This window comes from Micromonospora cabrerizensis (assembly GCF_022230955.1).
GTDB classification, from domain to species: domain Bacteria; phylum Actinomycetota; class Actinomycetes; order Mycobacteriales; family Micromonosporaceae; genus Micromonospora; species Micromonospora cabrerizensis.
In genome coordinates, this window is sequence record NZ_JAKKFI010000060.1 from 77,198 (window position 1) to 94,661 (window position 17,464).

A 17,464-nucleotide genomic window follows, 5' to 3' on the forward strand; every position below is an offset into this window, starting at 1 on the left:
GCGGAAACGGGTTTGCGGGCCCAGCGGGGTGGATAGATTCGTACCGTGCTGGGCCTACCTGCTCATGTGACCGCCTGTCTCTTCGATCTGGACGGTGTGCTGACGCAGACCGCCCGCGTGCACAACGCCGCCTGGACGCAGACCTTCGACGAGTTCCTCCGGCAGCGCGCCACCGTCTCCGGCGAGCCCTTCCAACCGTTCGACCCGGGCCCGGACTACAACCGCTATGTCGACGGGCGACCCCGCGCCGACGGCGTCCGCTCGTTCCTCGCGTCCCGCGGCATCGTGCTCCCCGAGGGCAGCCCGGACGACCCACCGGACGCCGACACCGTCAACGGTGTGGGCAACCGCAAGAACGTCCTGCTGCTGGAGCGCCTCCGCACCGCCGGCGTCGAGGTCTACCCGGGCTCGGTGCGGTACCTGGAGGCGGCGACCGCCGCCGGGCTGCGCCGAGCCGTGGTGACGGCCAGCGCCAACGGCGGTGAGGTGGTCGCCGCCGCCGGGCTGGAACCGCTGCTGGAAGCCCGGGTGGACGGCCTGGTCGCTCGCGCCCAGGGGCTGCGCGGCAAACCGCAGCCCGACACCTTCCTCGCCGGGGCCACCCTGCTCGGCGTCGACCCGACACAGGCCGCCGTCTTCGAGGATGCGCTCTCCGGGGTGGCCGCCGGCCGCGCCGGTGGCTTCGGCTACGTGGTCGGCGTCGATCGGGTCGGGCAGGCCGACGAACTGCTCGCGCACGGCGCGGACATCGTGGTGCAGGATCTCGCCGAGCTGCTCAGCGTCGTCGACCCGCCGCCGCCGAACCGTGCCGCCACCGCGCACCCGGCTGGCGAACGAGGCTCCGCGTGATCCGGGAGCGGGCCTATCCGGTCGAGCCGTGGCACGTCCGGGAGACCCGGCTGGACATGGACGTGCTGGCCCAGTCGGAGTCGGTCTTCGCGCTCTCCAACGGGCACGTCGGCCTCCGCGGCAACCTCGACGAGGGTGAGCCGCACGGGCTGCCCGGCACCTACCTCAACTCGTTCTACGAGCTGCGGCCCCTGCCGTACGCGGAGGCGGGCTACGGCTTTCCCGAGTCCGGGCAGACCATCGTCAACGTCACCAACGGCAAACTGATCCGACTGCTCGTCGACGACGAGCCGCTCGACGTGCGCTACGGCGAGCTGCTGGCCCACGAGCGGATCCTCGACCTGCGGGCCGGCACCCTGCACCGCGAGCTGCACTGGCGCTCGCCGGCCGGCCGCGAGGTCAAGGTCCGCAGCACTCGGCTGGTGTCGTTCACCCAGCGGTCGGTCGCCGCCATCAGCTACGAGGTGGAGGCCGTCGACGGTCCGCTGCGGCTGATCGTGCAGTCCGAGTTGGTGGCGAACGAGTCGCTGCCCGCGCAGAGCAAGGACCCCCGGGTGGCGGCGGTGCTGGAGTCGCCCCTACAGGCCGAGGAGGAGCTGACCACCCCGGACGGTGGTCAGCTGATCCACCGCACCAAGGTCTCCGGGCTGCGGGTGGCCGCCGCCATGGAGCACGAGGTCCACGGCCCGGACCACACCACCATCGAGTCCGAGGGATACCAGGACTGGGTCCGCACCACGATCGCCTGCGTGCTCAAGCCCGGCGAGAAGCTACGGGTGGTCAAGTACCTGACGTACAGCTGGTCGAGCCGGCGGTCGCTGCCCGCACTGCGCGACCAGGTCGGCGCGGCGCTGGCCGGCGCCCGGCTGGACGGCTGGGACGGCCTGCACCGCGAGCAGCGCAACTACCTCGACGCGTTCTGGGACGCGTCCGACGTGCTGGTCGAGGGCGACCCCGAGGTGCAGCAGGCGGTCCGGTTCGGTCTGTTCCACGTGCTCCAGGCCGGCGCCCGCGCCGAGCAGCGGCCGATCTCGGCGAAGGGGTTGACCGGCCCCGGTTACGACGGGCACGCGTTCTGGGACACCGAGATGTTCGTCCTGCCGGTGCTCACGTACACCCAGCCGAGCGCGGTGCGCAGCGCCCTGCAGTGGCGGCACAGCACGCTCGACTCGGCGAGGGAGCGTGCCGAGACGCTCAACCTCAGGGGCGCGGCCTTCCCCTGGCGCACCATCGAGGGGCCGGAATCGTCGGGCTACTGGCCGGCCGGCACGGCGGCCTTCCACATCGCCGCCGACATCGCCGATGCCATGCGTCGCTACGTGATGGTCACCGGGGACACCCAGCTGGAACGGGAGATCGGGCTGGAGTTGCTCGTCGAGACCGCCCGGCTGTGGCGCTCGATCGGCCACCACGACCGGCACGGGCAGTTCCACATCGACGGCGTCACCGGCCCGGACGAGTACACCGCCGTGAAGAACGACAACATCTACACCAACCTGATGGCACAGCGGAACCTGCTGGCCGCCGCCGAGGTGGTGATGCGCTACCGGGACGACGCCTTCCACCTCGGGGTCACCGACGAGGAGGCCGCGAGCTGGCGGGACGCGGCAACCTCGATGCACGTCCCGTACGACGAGGAGCTCGAGGTCCACCAGCAGGTGGAGGGCTTCACCCGGCTCCAGGAATGGGACTTCACGCACACGCCGGCGGAGAAGTACCCGCTGCTGTTGCACTACCCGTACTTCGAGCTGTACCGCAAACAGGTGATCAAGCAGGCCGACCTGGTCCTCGCGATGCACTGGCGGGGAGACGCGTTCACCCCCGAGCAGAAGGTGCGCAACTTCCTCTACTACGAGCGCCGCACCGTACGCGACTCGTCGTTGTCGGCCTGCACCCAGTCGGTGCTGGCCGCCGAGGTGGGTCACCCGGAGCTGGCGCACACCTACCTGCGCGAGGCCGCGCTGATGGACCTGCACGACCTCAACGAGAACACCCGCGACGGCGTACACATGGCGTCGTTGGCCGGCGCGTGGCTCGCCCTGGTGAGTGGGTTCGGCGGCCTGCGCGACCACGACGGCGAGCTGTCCTTCGCTCCCCGGCTCTCCAGCCGACTCAGCCGCTTGGAGTTCTCCCTGCAGTGGCGGGGGCTGGCGCTGCGGGTGGACGTCCGACCGCACCAGACGACCTATTCGCTCCGCCACGGCGGCCCGGATGACGTGGTGGAACTGCGCCATCACGACCAGGTGCTACGGGTCACCTGCGACGAGCCGGTGACGGTGCCGGTGCCCCCGGCGGAGCCGTCCGGGCCCGCGCCAGAGCAGCCACCGGGCCGGTCACCGCTGCTGCGGCTGCCCGAGCACGGAGAGTGACGGTCGGGGCGGGAGTGCTCCCGCCCCGACCGCCTCGCACCAGTGCTCAGACCGGTTCGCCGGTGGACGGGCGGCCGATCGCGTCCCGGGGAGCAGCCGCCTTGGGATCGTCGGGCAGCCGGGCCGAAGCGGCCTGGTCCCCGAAGTCCTGATCCTGGTTGGGCTCGGCGTCCTGTTCACGCTGGGCCCGCTCGGTCATCTGCTGCTGCCGGGAAATCTGCTGCTTGGCCATGGCGATCCTCGCGATCCGTCGGGGCGCGGTTGCGCCGACACGGTCTGCGGTCACTCGGCGCGTACCCGACGCCCCAAGGGGCAAACGCGGCGTGCGGCGCGGCCGGCCGGGTACCCGGGCCGTAGGCGAACTCACGGAGGTGCGGGATGGACGAGCAGCGCAACACAGTGGCCATTCCGGTCGGCGACGCCCAACTCCCCGCCGACCTGATGCTGCCCGCTCAGCCGGTCGGTGTCGTGCTGTTCGCACACGGCAGCGGCAGCTCCCGGCACAGCCCGCGCAACGTGGCGGTGGCCCGTGCGCTCAACGGTCGAGGGCTCGGCACGGTGCTGGTGGACCTGCTCACGCCGACCGAGGACGAGGTGGACGCGCGCACCGCCGAACTCCGGTTCGACATCGGGCTGCTGGCCAGTCGGCTGGCCGGGATCGTCGACTGGCTGGCGGTGCAACGCCCCGCCGGTGACGTGCCGATCGGCCTTTTCGGCGCCAGCACGGGGGCCGCCGCCGCGCTCGTCGCGACGTCGTCCCGGGCGGATCGGGTGAGTGCCGTGGTCAGCCGGGGCGGCCGACCTGACCTGGCCGAGGAAGCGCTGGCCCAGGTGCGTACCCCCACGTTGCTCCTGGTCGGTGGCCTGGACGAAGAGGTGATCACGCTCAACGAGCGGGCGCTGGCCGAGCTGGGAGAGGTCGGCGAGCTGCGGGTGATCCCCGGCGCCACCCATCTCTTCGAGGAGCCGGGCACGCTGGAGCAGGTCGCCGACCAGGCCGGCACCTGGTTCACCACGCATCTCAGCCGATGATCACTCCGCCGGTAGGAGAGCCGAGGTCGCGCGGCGCTGTTGGACGGTGTCGATGACGCGCCAGAGGACGGCGGTGATCGGGACACTGACGAAGGCGCCCGCGATCCCCGCGATCAGCGTGCCGGCGGTGACCGCCACCAGGATCACCGCCGGGTGCAGGCGTACCTGCCGTTTCATCACCAACGGCTCCAGCAGGTTGCCCTCGATCTGCTGCACGGCGATGACCGCGGCGAGGGTGAGCAGCGCGGTGGTGGGGCCGTTCGCGGCCAGCGCCACCAGCACCGCCACCGCGCCGGCCACCGTCGCCCCGATGATCGGCACGAACCCGCCGAGGAAGGTGATCAGCGCCAGCGGCAGGGCCAGCGGCACCCGCAGCACCACCAGTGCCAACCCGATGCCCAGCGCGTCGATCGCGGCGATCAACATCGTGCCCCGGCTGTACGCACCGAGGGTCTGCCACCCGGCCCGGCCGGCCTCGGCCATCACGGGCTGGGTCGTTCCGGACACCCGGGAGAGCAGCCAGTGCCACATCGACCGGCCATCCTTGAGCAGGAAGAAGAGCAGCACCAGGGCGAGCAGTGCGGACCCGAACACCTCGGTGGCCGTGCGGGCGCCCGCCACCGGGTCCGGCGAGCTGCCGCTCAGCCCCTGCCGGGCCTGGTCCACCAGGCGGTCCAGCTGCGCCTCGGTCACCGGCAGCGTCGACGTCACGAAGTCCCGGCTGCGCTCGACGCCCTGCGTCAACTCCTGACTGAGCTGGTCGAACTGACTGGCGGTCAGGTTCCACACCAACGCGCCGACGCCCACCAGGATGCCGAGCAGCAGAAGGACGGTGCACAGAGCGGCCAGTGCCGCCGGCAGACGCAGCCGACGCAGCAGGAGCAGCACCGGGTCGAGCAGCGCGGTGAGGAAGATGGTGGCCGCCAGCGCGATGGCCAGCGGCGCCAGCAGGACGGCGATCCTGCCCAGCAGATACAGCCCGGCGACGATCACCACCAGGCAGGCGCTCCACAACACCGCGGTGCGGACCAGCCAGGGGAGCGCCGCCCACGACTGGCGCGGCCCGGCGCCGCTCGGTGTCGCTCCGGGATCCTCTGCCGCCATGTCGGTCCTCCTCGATCTCGGCGAGTCGGTACCCAGCCGGTCCCGCGCCGACACCCGTATCGCTCGAACTCCGCGCTGGCCGCTGCCCGCGCGGATCGTACGCCGCTCGGAATGCCCCGGGTGGGTGTTCGAGAACCGCGTCCGCGACGACGGCGTTTGCGCTGTCCGCCCGAGGGAACGCCATCGGGAGTGACCGGACCGGAGGAGGAGCGCCGTGGGTGACTTCATGGACAAGGCCAAGGATGTCGCGGACAAGCACGACAAGCAGGTCGACCAGGGTGTGGAGAAGGCCGGCGACATGGCCGACAAGCGCACCGGCGGCAAGTACGACGACCAGATCGACAAGGGCGTCGATCAGGCCCAGGCACGCACCGGTGAGGGCGACCAGGTCCGTTGACTCGTCCGACGCCTCCCGGGCCGCCGCGCCGTCGGCGACCCGGGAGCGTTGCGTGTGGACGTCCTGCCGGTCAGCGCTGCTGCTCCTCGCGTAGGTCGTCCGTCGACGTCGGCCGGCCGCTCAACACGTCGCGCAGCCGGTCCACCAGACCGATGCCCGGGGCAAGCAGCTTGTTCGCGGGCGGGTGGTCCGGCTTTCCCGGGTGTGGCCGGGTCGGGCCGATCTCCTTGACCGCCGTCACCTTGGCGGCGGCCTCGACCAGCTCCTCCCGGGCGGTCGCCGCGCGCAGCCGGGGGAAGAGTTCGTTCTCCTCCTCGCGCACGTGGTCGCGAATCGTGCCCATCAGGTGGGCCAGCAACTCGTCGAAGCGGGGGTCGGACGGGTCGACGGACTCCAGCTCCTTCATGGTCCGCTCGGCGTCGGTGTGCTCCGCGATCTCGCGGTCGGCGATCTGGTCGCCGTCGGGCAGCGCCTTGCGGGCGATCGGATAGACGTACGCCTCCTCGGCGACCGAGTGGCGGACGAGTTCGGCGATCACCACGTCGGCGAGTTGGCGGCGGCGTTCGAGGGTGGACTGTCCGGTCTCCAACTCGACGAAGAGGGCCTCGACCTCACGGTGGTCGGCGACCAGGATGTCGACGACGTCGTGGTCGTCGTCGGTCTGTGGGTAGCTCATGTCACGGCCCCTAACCGGTTGCGGATCGGTGGGAGGTGTGAGGCCTGGTACCCCCACGGGGCTGCACGAACCCATGGACAACGATGGGTGCAACGATTCCGCTGGGGCCGATGGTGTTCGTGGGGCCGGACCGGCACGATTGCCCCGCCGTGACCGGGGTAAGCGCCGCCATGGCCGACGACCGCCCACCCGCCGACCGCGACCGGTCGCGGTTGGACGCGGCTGCCGAGCGGAGCGGTCAGGCGGTCCAGCGGGCGCGGCACCGGGGCGGGAAAGCCAGCCGGATCCGAGCCCGCCAGTGGGAGGTCACCCTGGTGATCTCCATCCAGGCCGGGCTGGCCGCGGCGATCGCCGCCCTGCTGGCCAAGAACCTGCTCGGTCCCGGATCGCACGTCTTCGCGCCCGCAGCCGCCGTCGGTACGATCGCCACCGCCATCGGTCAGCGGGCCCGACGCACGTTCGAGCTGCTGGGCGGCGTGGCCCTGGGCATCGTCATCGGCGACACGCTGCGCTTCCTGCTGGGCTCGGGCCCGTGGCAGACCGGCGTGGTGGTTGCCCTGGCCATCGCCGTCGCGTTGCTGGTGGCGGGGAGGGGCGGTCCGCTGGTCGGTCAGGCCGGCGGTACCGCCGTGCTGATCGCCACGCTGGCTCCGATGGACCGTGGCCTGGAGGTGCCCCGGATCTTCGACGCGCTCGTCGGCGGGGTGGTCGGCCTGGTGGTGGTCGCGCTGCTGTTGCCGATCAACCCGATGCGGGTCCTGGACCGGGCCGCTGCGCCGATCTTCGCGGTTCTCTCCGAACAGCTCGCCGAGCTGGCAGACGGGCTGCGGGACCGCGACGGGGACCGGACGATGCGCGTCCTGGAACGGCTGCGGGGCACCGAGGACGACGTCAGCCGGCTGCACGACGCGTTGAGCGGGGCGGAGGAGGTGGTGACGCTCGCCCCGGTCCGCTGGCACCGCCGCGAGCAGTACCACCGGTACGCCCGCACCGCGGACCACCTGGAACGACTGCTGCTGGACACCCGTGCCCTGGCCCGCTGGTCGTCGACCGCACTGCAGTACGACGAACCGATCCCGCCGCAGCTGGCGGAAGCGGTGAGCCGGTTGGGTCAGGCGGTGACGGAGATGCGTACAGAGTGCCGGGTCGGTGACGACCCCCGACGCACCCGTGAGCTGATCGAGCAGTGCGCCGAGTTGGCCGGGCAGGCCGCCGCGAGTGGGGTCAAGTCGTTCGGCGAGTCACTGGTCACCGGGCTGCGTACCGCAGCCAGCGACCTGTTGCGGGCTTGCGGTTGTGAACCGGACGACGCCAACCGGATCGTGCGGCGGGCCGCCGGCGCCGGTGAGGTGGCCGTGCACCCGCTGGTCCGGCGACAGCTGCACCGCGTCCGGCCGACGCGGGCCCTGCGAGCGCGTCGACGGGCGCACCTGGCCGCCCGGATGCGGATGGCGAAAGGGCCGGCCTCCCCGCAGGGGAGACCGGCCCGGTGAATCCGTCAGATCAGGAGGAGTAGCCGCGCTCGGCGATCCAGTTGGCGACCTTCGGCAGGCTCATCCAGTACTCGCCCAGCGCCGGGTCGGCCGGGTCGGCGACCCGGATGCTGTCGCCACCGTCGCGGTAGCCGACGAGGGTCAGGTAGTGGCCGCCCTCGTACGAGTGCGGGTTGCCGTCGGTGTCCACGGTCGTGCCCTTGATGTTGGCCACCACCGGACGGCCGGCGTCCACCGCGGCCAGTACGTCCCGGCGCAACTGCTCGACCTGGTCGGGGCGGGCCACGGAGTCCCGGATCTCGGTCGTCCGGTACTTGCCGCCGGTCAGCTCGTTCAGCACCCGGGTGGTGTCCAGGGCTGAGGGGGTGCCTGCCTCGGTGGTGCCGAGCAGCTTGGCCACCTCGTCCTGGGAGAGCGCCTTGCCCTGGGCGGACAACGCGATCCGGGTCGCGGCCGGGCCGCAGTAGTAGAAGTTGGGCTGGGCCTGGTAGTCGACGCCGAGGACCCGCTCGGCGGACCGCTCGGTCTGGCTCGACGAGGTCGACGCGGTCTGCACCGGGGCGGCCTGGGCGGCTACCGCCGGGCCGAGGGCGCAACCGCCGGCGACCAGCAGGCCGACGACGGACAGACCGCTCTTCTGGACGATCGGGTTCATGGTCGAGTCTCCGTTCGGGGGTTGGCGCCTCCGACTGGCGGAGGGCGCAGCACCGGGAATGGCGCTCGGCTCATCACGGGGGCGACGACCAGCGGAGGTCTGGGCCGCTGTCGTACCGGGGACGTAACAGCCCTGCCGCGGCGGGCATTCCGCCGGCTGCGGGGTGCGGGTCGTCGCGACCAGGTGTAACGGCTACCGGCCGGAAGGGATTCCGGCGAACCCCGCGGGTTGGCCGCGACCCGTCCGGGCGACTCGTCACACGGTCGGGGTCAGAGGCTCCCCAGGAGCCGGGTCACGGTGATCTCGATGACCACCCGCTCCGGATTCGGACGCGGGGCCCGATACCGCTCGGCATAGCGACGCTCCGCCTCCGCCACGGAGGCGCGATCCGACCGCACGACGGCGCGGCCCTCGATCGTCAGCCAGCGGCGGCCATCCACGTGGCACACCGCCACCGCCGCGCCCGCCGGGCCCGCAGCGGCCACCTGGTGCGCCTTGCGGGACGTGCCGGAGGTGATCACCCGGGCCAGGCCGGCCGTCGGGTCGAGAGTCACCCCGACCGGTACGACGTGCGGGGTGCCGTCGGCACGCAGGGTGGTCAGCGTCGCGAGGTGACGTTCCGCGCAGAAGGCGGCAACGCGCTCATCCCGTACGTCCAGTCGATGATCGCCCGCCATGCCCGTCCCCTGTCCGCCGCACCGACCCCGATCATGGCACGCGACGGTGGGCGCGGTTCCCATCCGGCAGGGCATCCGGCTGACCGGGCAGTTGCCGGCCGGCCGCCCGGCGCTGGTGCACCAGCCGGGTGAGGTAGATCAGCGCGGCGGCCAGGACACCCATGTCGTCCAGGTAGATCGGGTCCGGGAGCACGTCGACCGGGAAGATCGTGTAGATCAGCGCCCCGTAGAAGGCGAACTTGCCGCCCGCGCCGAGCCCGGTCAACATCCGCCGCGTACGCACCACCCGCACCGCGAGCACCACGGCACCGACCAGTGTGGCGATCGCCAGGATGCCGGCGACCACCACGAGCACCCACGCCTGTCGGGACATGCCGTCACGCTAACCCACCCGACGCCGTACGGCTCAGAAGGCGGGCACCGTCGCCCGACCGCGAGCGATCACCGCGTTCTCCCGGGTCTGCTCGACCGCCGGCCGGGCCACCTCGCTGAGCGGCAACACCGACGCCGACTCCGCGACCCGCCGTCCGGTGGCGGCATGGGCCTCCTCACGCAGACTGCGCGCCGCCGCCACGGCCAGCTCCGCGGCACGCCACGCAACCTGCTCCTGCTCGCGGGCGGCGGCGTGCCTGGCCGCCAGGTTGTCGCGGATCGCCCGTTGCAACACCAACTCCTGCTCGACCGGGTGCAGCCGCGGGTCCCAGCCGTCCCGGTGCGCGAAGACCTCACTGAGCTGTTCCACCGACAACTCGCGCCGCCAGTACGCATCCAGGGCGGCACGGTGCAGGTAGCGCTCACGGTCCACGTACTCCGCCGGGGTCCGGACGGTGTGCGGCAGCGGCATCGCGGCCGCGGCGGCGAGCCGTCGCACGGCTGCCTCGGCCGCCTCGTACGTCTGCCAGGCTGTCTCCACCGCCTCCTGCGCGGCCACCCACTCAGCCCGGCGGCGCTGCGCGGTGGTGGTCGCCCGCTGGGCGGCCACCGCGACCTCCTGCGCGTAGCGGCTCTGCTCCCGTTCCTCCTGCGCCTGTTCGAGTTGACTCGGCATGGCCGCGCGACGGATCCGGGCGACCGGGTCGAGGCGGAGTCGACCGGGGCGCAGCAGGAGAGCGGCGACAGCGACCCCGACCACCCCGAGCAGGCTCAGCCAGATGACGGCGGCTCGGGACAGGTCGGGCAGGACGGCGGAGAGGACGGTTTGCATGATCAGCACCTCGCGGTCGAAGGCGGGTATCGACGGGTGGCGGGAGTAGCCCGACGGCACCGGTCGGCCGGGAGGTGGGATCGTGCCGTCGGGCGCGACCGGAGGTGCCGCGACGGATTACCCGCAACCGGGCCCCGGGGATCGCCGGGCCTGGATCAGCGGGTGGGTGGGCCGCGTCGCGCCGGGGTGCCACGGCCGGGATCGATGGCCGGCGCGTGCCCCGGGACCGCCGTGACCGGACCCGGTGCGGCGACGGTGTCGACCGTGCCGGCGGGAGGGGTGGCGGGCTGGCCCGTGCGCTCGGCGGCCGGTACGGCGTCGGGGCGGACCGTGGCCACCCGGCTGCTCACGGCGCTCGGCCGCGCAGACGTCGGGGCGGGCGGTGTGGTCGCAGCGAGAGCGCCACCGAGGCCGACCGCGAGCACCAGCGCGGTGACCGCCAGTCGGGTCAGCTCGCGCAGTGACCGCAGCACAGCCCACCGGGCTGGGCGGACACAGGCTGCGGACGACACCCGACCAACCTATCGCCCGCCCCGGCGCGCCGCAGCACGGCGAGGGCCGCTCAGGCCGTGACCGCCACCGAGGCCGACCGCGAGCACCAGCGCGGTGACCGCCAGTCGGGTCAGCTCGCGCAGTGACCGCAGCACAGCCCACCGGGCTGGGCGGACACAGGCTGCGGACGACACCCGACCAACCTATCGCCCGCCCCGGCGCGCCGCAGCACGGCGAGGGCCGCTCAGGCCGTGACCGCCACCACCCTGCTCACTGTGGACGCCGCGTCGGGAGACCCGGGAAAGACTGTGCCCCCGGCCGGATCGGGTCCGGTCGGGGGCACCGCGTCTCGTTCGTCGGGCAGCGCCGGAGGCGACTGCCGCCGGTGGCGGATCGCGATCAGTCGTTGGCGCCGAGCACGGGCGGCGCGGCCCGGTCGCCGTCGTGCCACACCATCTCGTCCTCGGTCAACCAGGTCAGCCGCTCATCGGAGTCGTCCTCCTGAGGTCGGCCCCGCCCACCGAGCACGCCGGGACCGCCGCTCGCTCCGCGACCGCTGCCGGCCGCGCCCGCACGGCCGCCACGCTGACCGTCGATGCTGCGCCCGATCCCGCTGGCGGAGCGACTGTCTGCCGGAGCGGCCCCAGCGGTCGGACGAGCCGACGTGGTGGGCGTGCCGCTCGAACTGGCGAGCCCGGCGGTGCGCAGGACGCCGCCGGCCGGCGCCCCACCCTGCCCGCCGTAGAGCAGACCGGGGCCGGCGCCGGTGCCGGCGGTCACGGTGGACGGGCCGGACAGGCCAGCCAGCCCGGCGGCACCACCAGCGACCAGAGCGCCGCCGACCAGCGGGTCCGCCCCGGCGAGTGAGGTGCCGGGGATGTCGACATCGCCGCCGACACCGACCGTGCCGCTGCCGACGGTCGGCGCGCCACCGGTGCCGGGGGTGGTCTGGCCGGGGAACGAGCCGTCACCGGTGACCGGCGGCGGGGAGGCGCGGTCGGGCCTCGCGATGGTCGCGTCGCCGGTGCGGGCGGTGACGTCGGTGCTGCCGGGCCCGGCGGTGGCCCTGGCGACGGTCGGAATGCTCTGCGGGGACGTCGGGTCCTTGCTGACGGTGCTGGGAGTGTCCGGGTCCGGCAGGGGTGGGTCGACCACCCGGTCGTAGGCGGAGATCTCGTAGCCGTTGGCCAACTCGGCCACCAGGTTCACCATCCGCTGGTGGGCCTTCTCCTGCTCTTCCTTGTCCTGCTGGTGACCGGCGAGGCCCATGACCACCGCACCGGGCAGACCGAAGGTGGCGGCACCCTTGACCACACCGGAGAGCGCCTTGTCGTTGTCGTCGGTCTCCTCCGGGCTCTCGGCCTGCTGGCGGGCGGTGCGCAGATGGTCGGCCATCATGGTCAGCCCCTGCTTGATGCCGGACATCCCGTCACCGAGCGCGTCGGAGTGGGCGACGATCAGGCTCAGTCGCCGGTGGAACTCCCGACCCGCTGAGCCCGTCCAGGTGTTCGAGAGCTTCTGCAGGTCACCGCTCAGCTCCCGGCTCAGCCCGTCCAGGATTCCCTTGAGCTCGGCCCACTGGGTGGCCACACCCTCGATCTGCTCCGGCTCGCCGGCCATCACGCCGTCATAGAGCTGCTGGTGGCTGCTGCCCTCGTAGCGCTGGGTGTAGTCAGACACGCCCGTCCTCCTTCGGCTGCAACGCCCGGTCGACCCCCGTCAGCGCGGCGGTGACGTCGGTGGCGTTGGCCGCGTTCCGCGCCTCGGCGGTGCGGTAGTTGCTCAGGATCGTGCTGGTCGCCTGCTGTGCCGCCACCACCGCCTGGCGCACACGCTCAGCCTGGTCGACATAGGACTGGTGGACCTCGCTGTAGCGGCGCGCCTTGTCGGTGGCGTCGAAGAACGAACCCAACGCGGGTGGGCGGCACTGCATCTCGGTGTTGAGCTTGCGCAGCACCGACTCGACCTGGCTCAACCGCGACGCCAGGTGCAGGTGGAAGTCCTCAAGGGACAGCAGGTCGACTTCCGTACGCCCGGTCATGGCAAACATCCCCGTCGTTCTGGTTGACAACCGTCAGCGGCATTCAGGTTAGTCCACCACTACGACGCGGGGCGACCCGTCACGGCTGCTCAGCCGTCGGCCTCGGTCGATCCCGACGCCGTCGGCGTTCCGCCCGTCCCGCCGGTCGGCGACGCCGCGCCGTTGGTCGGAGGAGACGGTGCCGGCGCGGCCGGAGACGCGGTCGCCCGGGACCCGTCGGGCGAGAAGACCGAGAGCGCGTCCGCACGGTTCAGGGTGGGCCCGGTCGGGATCAGCGCGAGCAACGAACCGGGCACCGCCAGCGGGGTGACCCCGCCGTAGCCGAGCACCGCCAGCGTCGCCGCCGAGCCGAGCGGGTATCGGATGCCCTGCGGGCTGATCAGGTAGATCGTCGAACCGGCGGCTCCGGAACCGCTGGTCCCGGCACCCGGCGAGGCCTGCGCGATGACGCCCTTGCCGCCAGGCAGCAGCACCGCCTCGGCGGTGCGTACGGCGTCCCGCCTGGTCTGTGGCACCGGCACCGCGCCCGGGTCGGTGGCGGTCAACTCGGTCGGCACCCGGTCGAAGACCTCCAGGGTCGTGGTCGGGGGGCCGCCGGAACTGCTCGCCCGGTACGTCGCGCAGAGGGCGGTCCGACCCGACGTGGCCGGGTGGAGGGTGGGCATCGTCTCCGGCAGCCCCTCCTCCTCGACCCGCTGCTCGACATACAGCTCGCCCGCCTGATTGGGGGTGATGTCGGTGATCTGACCACCACCGCCGACCATCAGCAGGGCGGTGATCTCGCTGATCGACGCGAGCCCCTCCCGGGTGAGCACGTAGTGCCGCCCGGCGGCACTGAACACCTGACCGATGGTGGCGGGCCGGCCCGCCACCATCCGGGTGCTGGACTCACCCTCGCCGGCCAGCGACGGCTTGCGCAGCGGCGGCCCGGCCGGTACGGCGTTGAGCAGTTGCTGCCCGACCCGCAACTGCGCGGCGCCGGGCAACTTCAACGCCGTGATCGTCCGGTCCCCGCCGACGACCTGGAGTCGGATGTTGTTGGTGACCAGGTACTTCTGATCGTCCACCACGACCAGCACCGCCCGGTCACCCAGGGGCACGCCGCCGGGCAGCGCCCGGTCGATCACCACCCGGGTGCGGGATCGCTGCGGGTCGACCGGGTCGGGCACGTCGCAGACCGACCAGGGCAGACCGGTCAGCGACTTGCGGTCCGGCAGAGCGTCCGGTGCCCCGACGATGCCGAGGGTCAGCCCGCGGGGACGGTCCCGCAGCGACGCCTGGGACATCGTCCGCACCTCGGTGTCCGGCTTGTCGAGGATCAGGCGGGCCGACGCGTAGTTGAGCGTCGGGTGCAGCTGCCCACTCATGAAGACGTACGTCGCGCCGGTCTCCCGTTCGATGACCAGCGTCTGGTCGTTCAGCGGTGCGGTGTTCCCGGTCAGTTGGCCGTACGCGCCGACGCCACCGAGAACGACGGCCGCGGTGATGACACTGCCGAAGACAGCCATGCCGAGTCGCCGCATCGGCAGGTTGGTGGTCTCCGGATCGCCCGACAGCAACGCGGAGACGATCCGGCGGGTGACGAAGCGGTACGCCTGCACCTGATCGCGGCGGGTCCGCATGACTTACCTCCGGCGGGGTGGATCCGCGACGATCAGGTCGGGGTGCCGTCGCGGGCTTCCCTACGATAAGGGGCCGACCGGGGTTCCTCGGGACCACCGTTCGTGGCCGGCACCGGACCGACCCGGCGCAGAGCCGTACGTGCAGGAGGGACAGTCAGCGATGACGCAGGTTCAGGCACGACCCGCCCGAGCGGCCACGGATCCGTCCACCGTTGCGACGCGGTCGACGCCCCCGACCGACCGGCCCGGCCGTGGACGGGTCGGCCCGCTGCTGGTGGGGCAGCTCGTGGTGCTGGAGCTGTGCGTGGTCGGCGTCTGGGCCGCCTCGGCCGGGCCCGTTTGGGTGCTCGCCGTGGCGGGCGGCGCGGCGGTGCTGGTCGTCCTGGCCGCCTTCGCCCGCCGGGGTGGCCGCTGGTGGTTCGAGGACCTGCTGCTGCGTCGGCGGATGCGACGTCGCGGCGAGCGCGCCTCCGCCGCGCTGGCCGGCGGCACCGCAACCGACCCGCGGTTGGTCGCACTCGCCCCCGAGTTGAGCTTCATCGAGTTGACCGACCGGGGCACCCGGCTCGGCATCGGGCAGGACGCTCAGGGGTGGTTCGCCGCTGTCGCGTTGCAGTCGGCCAGCGGCACGACGGTCGGCTCGGCGCACTCCGCCACAGTGGACCAGGTGCTGGGAGTGCTCACGGACTTCAGCGCCCCGGTCTCCCGGGCCCAGGTCGTCGCACACACCCTGGTGTGGTACCCGGCGCCCGGTGCGCCGCCGGCGGCGCACCGGACGGTCTGGGTGGCGCTGCGGCTCACCGTCCGCGACGCGCGGGTCGAGGCGGTGAGCCGGGGTGGCGGGCTGCCCGGCGTGCACCGGACGGTGGCTGCCGGCATCGGTCGACTCGGCAAGGCGTTGACCAGCGCGGGGCTGGCGCATCGGCCGCTGGGCCGTGAGGAGCTGCGCGCCGCCGTCGTCTCGGCCGCCGGTCTGGACCTGGGGCCGGAGGCGCCGACGGAGACCTGGCGAGGGCTGCGCGGCGGCGGTTGGACCCACCGGTGCATGACGCTGCGGGGTCGTTCGGGCGCGCCACTCGGCCCGCTCGTGGACGCGATCACCGCGACCTCGGCGCCGTCGCACACGGTTGCCGCGACGGTGTCGGTGGACGGCCGGGTGGCGGCGCCGCTGCTGCGGGTCGCCGCGATGGACAACCACGTCGAGGCGCTGGTCAAGGTCGTGCGTGACGTCGCCCATCGCTCGGGTATGCCCACCCGACCGCTGGACGGTCAGCACGGCCCGGGCGTCTACGCCACCGCGCCGGTCGCGTCCGCGCCGGGGGTCGCCACCGGCCCGCAACCGCGGTGACCGATGCGGGCGGTCAGGGCCGGAGGTTGACGATCCAGCCGTAGAGCCCGCACACCCAGAAGGCGAGCGGGACCAGCGCGATGATCAGCAGGATCTCGGCGATGTCGAGAAGCCGGCCCCAGACCGGCGAGATGCGCTTGCCGGCGACGCTCAGACCGTAGATCAGGCTGATCACGGCGGCCAGCACCAGCCCGCCGAGGATCAGACCGAGCCGGACCGACAGCGACCCGTCGGCGAAGGTGGCCGCAGCGGCCAGGCCCAGCCCGACGGTGCCGGCCAGCAGCACCGGGGTGCGCTGCGCGCGGCCGAGGAGCGGTCGGGCCCGCAGCAGCGACAACAGCGCCAGCACCAGGCACAGCAGCACCGCCGGCAGGCGTCCGTCGAGGGCCAGCACGAGCTGCGCGCCCAGCACCAGCACCGACACCGTCCACAGCAGACCCGTCATGAACTGGTCGGCGCGTTCGCTGCGCTGGAGCACCTGCCGGCCGTCCACCGACTCGGTGTCGGTCTTCAGGTCCTCCGGGCCGGTAGGGATCGACGGCACCGGCAGTCTCGCCAGCCGGTAGGCCATCATCGGCAGCGCCGGCACCACGCCGAACGCCACAGCGGCCACCACCGCGGCGGATGCCGGCGCGTCCAGGCCGAAGGCCAGGCAGAGCAGCGCGCCGAGGCCGGTCGCGGCCCCCACCCCGATCGCGGCGAAGAACAGGGGGTACCGGTCACCGACCGCCAGCACGGCCACCGCCCCGGCGACCACCGCGGCGGTCGCCGCCAGCAACACGTGCGGGCTGCTCAGGTCGGTCAGCGGCCGATCGCCGGCAAGCAGCAGCAGACCGCCGGTGGCGGCGTGCACCAGGCCGACGATGGCCAGCACCGCGCCGGTCTGACTGTCACCGGCGGCCCTGGACAGCACCGCCGCACCCACCAGCAACGCCACCGCGACCAGCAGGGCGGCCACCGCACCCGGCAGGTGCGGCGGGCCGGCGAAGAGCGCGGCCAGCGCACCGACGCCGAGCGCCGCCGCCGCGAAGGCCACCGCGAAGGACCGGGTCGCACCGACCTGCCAGGCACCGGGGCGCTGGTTGGTCGCGGTGGCCACCGCATCCACCACGTCGTCGAAGACGATCTCCGGCGTGGCGGCGGACCGGGGGTTGAAGTAGAGCACCTCACCGTCGCGGACACTGAGCTGCGCAGCCGTACGCCCGCCGTCCAGCGGCGCACCGCCCAGTCTGGACAGTGCCCACCCGCCGTGCCGGGCACCCTCGTCGGCCATGTCCTCACCCGCGTAGCGCAGCAGGGTGGGAAGCAGGTCCGCCATCGGGACGTCCGACGGCAGCGCCAGATCCATCCGGGTACGCGGAGCCACGATGGTGATCCGGCTCAGGCCACCGGTCGCCGTCTTCGTCGCCACAGTGGCCTCCAGGTGTGCGTCCGTGATCGGCTGGTTGCGATGCGGCGTCCGGGTCCACCGCGCCCACGGCAGATTACCTACGATGGCGGGCACG

At 72.8% G+C, this 17,464-nt stretch carries 19 protein-coding genes; 6 read left to right on the plus strand and 13 right to left on the minus strand.

All coding sequences use genetic code 11. The annotated features are described in order from the left end of the window. Positions 1-45 precede the first annotated feature (45 nt). The gene (locus LADH09A_RS14115) at positions 46-849 is read left to right on the plus strand and encodes an HAD family hydrolase (RefSeq protein ID WP_238645514.1); all 804 of its coding nucleotides are present in this window, start codon (positions 46-48) and stop codon (positions 847-849) included. Then, positions 846-3,218 (plus strand): glycoside hydrolase family 65 protein, encoded by a 2,373-nt coding sequence (locus tag LADH09A_RS14120; protein WP_238645515.1) that lies wholly within the window; start codon positions 846-848, stop codon positions 3,216-3,218. Before LADH09A_RS14115 ends, LADH09A_RS14120 begins: the two co-directional genes overlap by 4 nt. A gap of 46 nt (positions 3,219-3,264) precedes the next feature. Here the strand turns inward: LADH09A_RS14120 and LADH09A_RS14125 are convergent, their stop codons facing one another. Continuing rightward, the gene (locus LADH09A_RS14125; protein WP_238645516.1) at positions 3,265-3,450 is read right to left on the minus strand and encodes a hypothetical protein; all 186 of its coding nucleotides are present in this window, start codon (positions 3,448-3,450) and stop codon (positions 3,265-3,267) included. Positions 3,451-3,596: 146 nt separating this feature from the next. Here LADH09A_RS14125 and LADH09A_RS14130 point away from each other — a divergent pair, with 146 nt between their 5' ends. Further along, the gene (locus tag LADH09A_RS14130; protein WP_238645517.1) at positions 3,597-4,250 is read left to right on the plus strand and encodes a dienelactone hydrolase family protein; all 654 of its coding nucleotides are present in this window, start codon (positions 3,597-3,599) and stop codon (positions 4,248-4,250) included. On the opposite strand, the gene LADH09A_RS14135 is transcribed toward LADH09A_RS14130, so the two are convergent. After that, positions 4,251-5,354 carry an AI-2E family transporter gene (locus tag LADH09A_RS14135; protein ID WP_238645519.1) on the minus strand — a complete coding sequence of 368 codons (1,104 nt, stop codon included), beginning with the start codon at positions 5,352-5,354 and terminating at the stop codon, positions 4,251-4,253. It lies immediately after the preceding gene. 226 nt (positions 5,355-5,580) lie between these two features. On the opposite strand from LADH09A_RS14135, the gene LADH09A_RS14140 reads away from it, so the two are divergent. After that, the gene (locus tag LADH09A_RS14140) at positions 5,581-5,751 is read left to right on the plus strand and encodes an antitoxin (protein WP_274529508.1); all 171 of its coding nucleotides are present in this window, start codon (positions 5,581-5,583) and stop codon (positions 5,749-5,751) included. Between the two features lie 70 nt (positions 5,752-5,821). Here LADH09A_RS14140 and LADH09A_RS14145 read toward each other — a convergent pair whose 3' ends face one another. Continuing rightward, positions 5,822-6,427 carry a hemerythrin domain-containing protein gene (locus LADH09A_RS14145; protein WP_238645524.1) on the minus strand — a complete coding sequence of 202 codons (606 nt, stop codon included), beginning with the start codon at positions 6,425-6,427 and terminating at the stop codon, positions 5,822-5,824. 149 nt (positions 6,428-6,576) lie between these two features. Here LADH09A_RS14145 and LADH09A_RS14150 point away from each other — a divergent pair, with 149 nt between their 5' ends. After that, a complete protein-coding gene (locus LADH09A_RS14150) occupies positions 6,577-7,920 on the plus strand; it encodes an FUSC family protein (RefSeq protein ID WP_238645526.1) in 1,344 nt (447 codons plus the stop codon). Positions 7,921-7,930: 10 nt separating this feature from the next. Here LADH09A_RS14150 and LADH09A_RS14155 read toward each other — a convergent pair whose 3' ends face one another. The 9 genes from LADH09A_RS14155 to eccB form a co-directional block, all read right to left on the minus strand. Further along, positions 7,931-8,575: a C39 family peptidase gene (locus tag LADH09A_RS14155; RefSeq protein WP_238645528.1), complete on the minus strand. Its 645-nt coding sequence runs from the start codon at positions 8,573-8,575 to the stop codon at positions 7,931-7,933. 269 nt (positions 8,576-8,844) lie between these two features. After that, on the minus strand, positions 8,845-9,252 hold the full coding sequence (locus tag LADH09A_RS14160; RefSeq protein ID WP_238645530.1) for a pyridoxamine 5'-phosphate oxidase family protein: 408 nt from the start codon (positions 9,250-9,252) through the stop codon (positions 8,845-8,847). 31 nt (positions 9,253-9,283) lie between these two features. Next, entirely contained in the window at positions 9,284-9,625 is a 342-nt protein-coding gene (locus LADH09A_RS14165; protein ID WP_238645532.1) for a YkvA family protein, read from the minus strand. A 33-nt stretch (positions 9,626-9,658) separates the two neighbouring features. Continuing rightward, entirely contained in the window at positions 9,659-10,456 is a 798-nt protein-coding gene (locus tag LADH09A_RS14170; RefSeq protein ID WP_238645534.1) for a hypothetical protein, read from the minus strand. Between the two features lie 155 nt (positions 10,457-10,611). Then, positions 10,612-10,968, minus strand: a complete 357-nt coding sequence (locus tag LADH09A_RS14175; protein ID WP_238645536.1) for a hypothetical protein — start codon at positions 10,966-10,968, stop codon at positions 10,612-10,614. A 9-nt stretch (positions 10,969-10,977) separates the two neighbouring features. Further along, a complete protein-coding gene (locus LADH09A_RS14180) occupies positions 10,978-11,142 on the minus strand; it encodes a hypothetical protein (RefSeq protein WP_238645538.1) in 165 nt (54 codons plus the stop codon). A gap of 205 nt (positions 11,143-11,347) precedes the next feature. Next, entirely contained in the window at positions 11,348-12,628 is a 1,281-nt protein-coding gene (locus LADH09A_RS31660; protein WP_308194556.1) for a WXG100 family type VII secretion target, read from the minus strand. Then, complete coding sequence (locus LADH09A_RS14195; RefSeq protein ID WP_238645540.1) at positions 12,621-12,989, minus strand: hypothetical protein; 369 nt, start codon at positions 12,987-12,989, stop codon at positions 12,621-12,623. Before LADH09A_RS14195 ends, LADH09A_RS31660 begins: the two co-directional genes overlap by 8 nt. Before the next feature lie 89 nt (positions 12,990-13,078). Next, positions 13,079-14,611, minus strand: a complete 1,533-nt coding sequence (eccB, locus tag LADH09A_RS14200) for a type VII secretion protein EccB (RefSeq protein ID WP_238645542.1) — start codon at positions 14,609-14,611, stop codon at positions 13,079-13,081. Between the two features lie 160 nt (positions 14,612-14,771). On the opposite strand from eccB, the gene LADH09A_RS14205 reads away from it, so the two are divergent. Then, positions 14,772-15,959 (plus strand): type VII secretion protein EccE, encoded by a 1,188-nt coding sequence (locus LADH09A_RS14205; RefSeq protein WP_238645543.1) that lies wholly within the window; start codon positions 14,772-14,774, stop codon positions 15,957-15,959. Between the two features lie 13 nt (positions 15,960-15,972). On the opposite strand, the gene eccD is transcribed toward LADH09A_RS14205, so the two are convergent. Continuing rightward, positions 15,973-17,463, minus strand: a complete 1,491-nt coding sequence (gene eccD / locus LADH09A_RS14210) for a type VII secretion integral membrane protein EccD (protein ID WP_238645545.1) — start codon at positions 17,461-17,463, stop codon at positions 15,973-15,975. Between the last annotated feature and the right edge of the window lies 1 nt (position 17,464).

Bases quoted from the DNA above. Each gene is read 5' to 3' on its own strand.
- LADH09A_RS14160 (WP_238645530.1), bottom strand. From the start codon at position 9,252: ATGGCGGGCGATCATCGACTGGACGTACGGGATGAGCGCGTTGCCGCC.
- LADH09A_RS14205 (WP_238645543.1), top strand. From the start codon at position 14,772: ATGACGCAGGTTCAGGCACGACCCGCCCGAGCGGCCACGGATCCGTCC.
- LADH09A_RS14155 (WP_238645528.1), bottom strand. From the start codon at position 8,575: ATGAACCCGATCGTCCAGAAGAGCGGTCTGTCCGTCGTCGGCCTGCTG.
- LADH09A_RS14130 (WP_238645517.1), top strand. From the start codon at position 3,597: ATGGACGAGCAGCGCAACACAGTGGCCATTCCGGTCGGCGACGCCCAA.
- eccB (WP_238645542.1), bottom strand. From the start codon at position 14,611: ATGCGGACCCGCCGCGATCAGGTGCAGGCGTACCGCTTCGTCACCCGC.
- LADH09A_RS14125 (WP_238645516.1), bottom strand. From the start codon at position 3,450: ATGGCCAAGCAGCAGATTTCCCGGCAGCAGCAGATGACCGAGCGGGCC.
- LADH09A_RS14140 (WP_274529508.1), top strand. From the start codon at position 5,581: ATGGACAAGGCCAAGGATGTCGCGGACAAGCACGACAAGCAGGTCGAC.
- LADH09A_RS14145 (WP_238645524.1), bottom strand. From the start codon at position 6,427: ATGAGCTACCCACAGACCGACGACGACCACGACGTCGTCGACATCCTG.
- LADH09A_RS14165 (WP_238645532.1), bottom strand. From the start codon at position 9,625: ATGTCCCGACAGGCGTGGGTGCTCGTGGTGGTCGCCGGCATCCTGGCG.
- LADH09A_RS14135 (WP_238645519.1), bottom strand. From the start codon at position 5,354: ATGGCGGCAGAGGATCCCGGAGCGACACCGAGCGGCGCCGGGCCGCGC.
- LADH09A_RS14170 (WP_238645534.1), bottom strand. From the start codon at position 10,456: ATGCAAACCGTCCTCTCCGCCGTCCTGCCCGACCTGTCCCGAGCCGCC.
- LADH09A_RS14195 (WP_238645540.1), bottom strand. From the start codon at position 12,989: ATGACCGGGCGTACGGAAGTCGACCTGCTGTCCCTTGAGGACTTCCAC.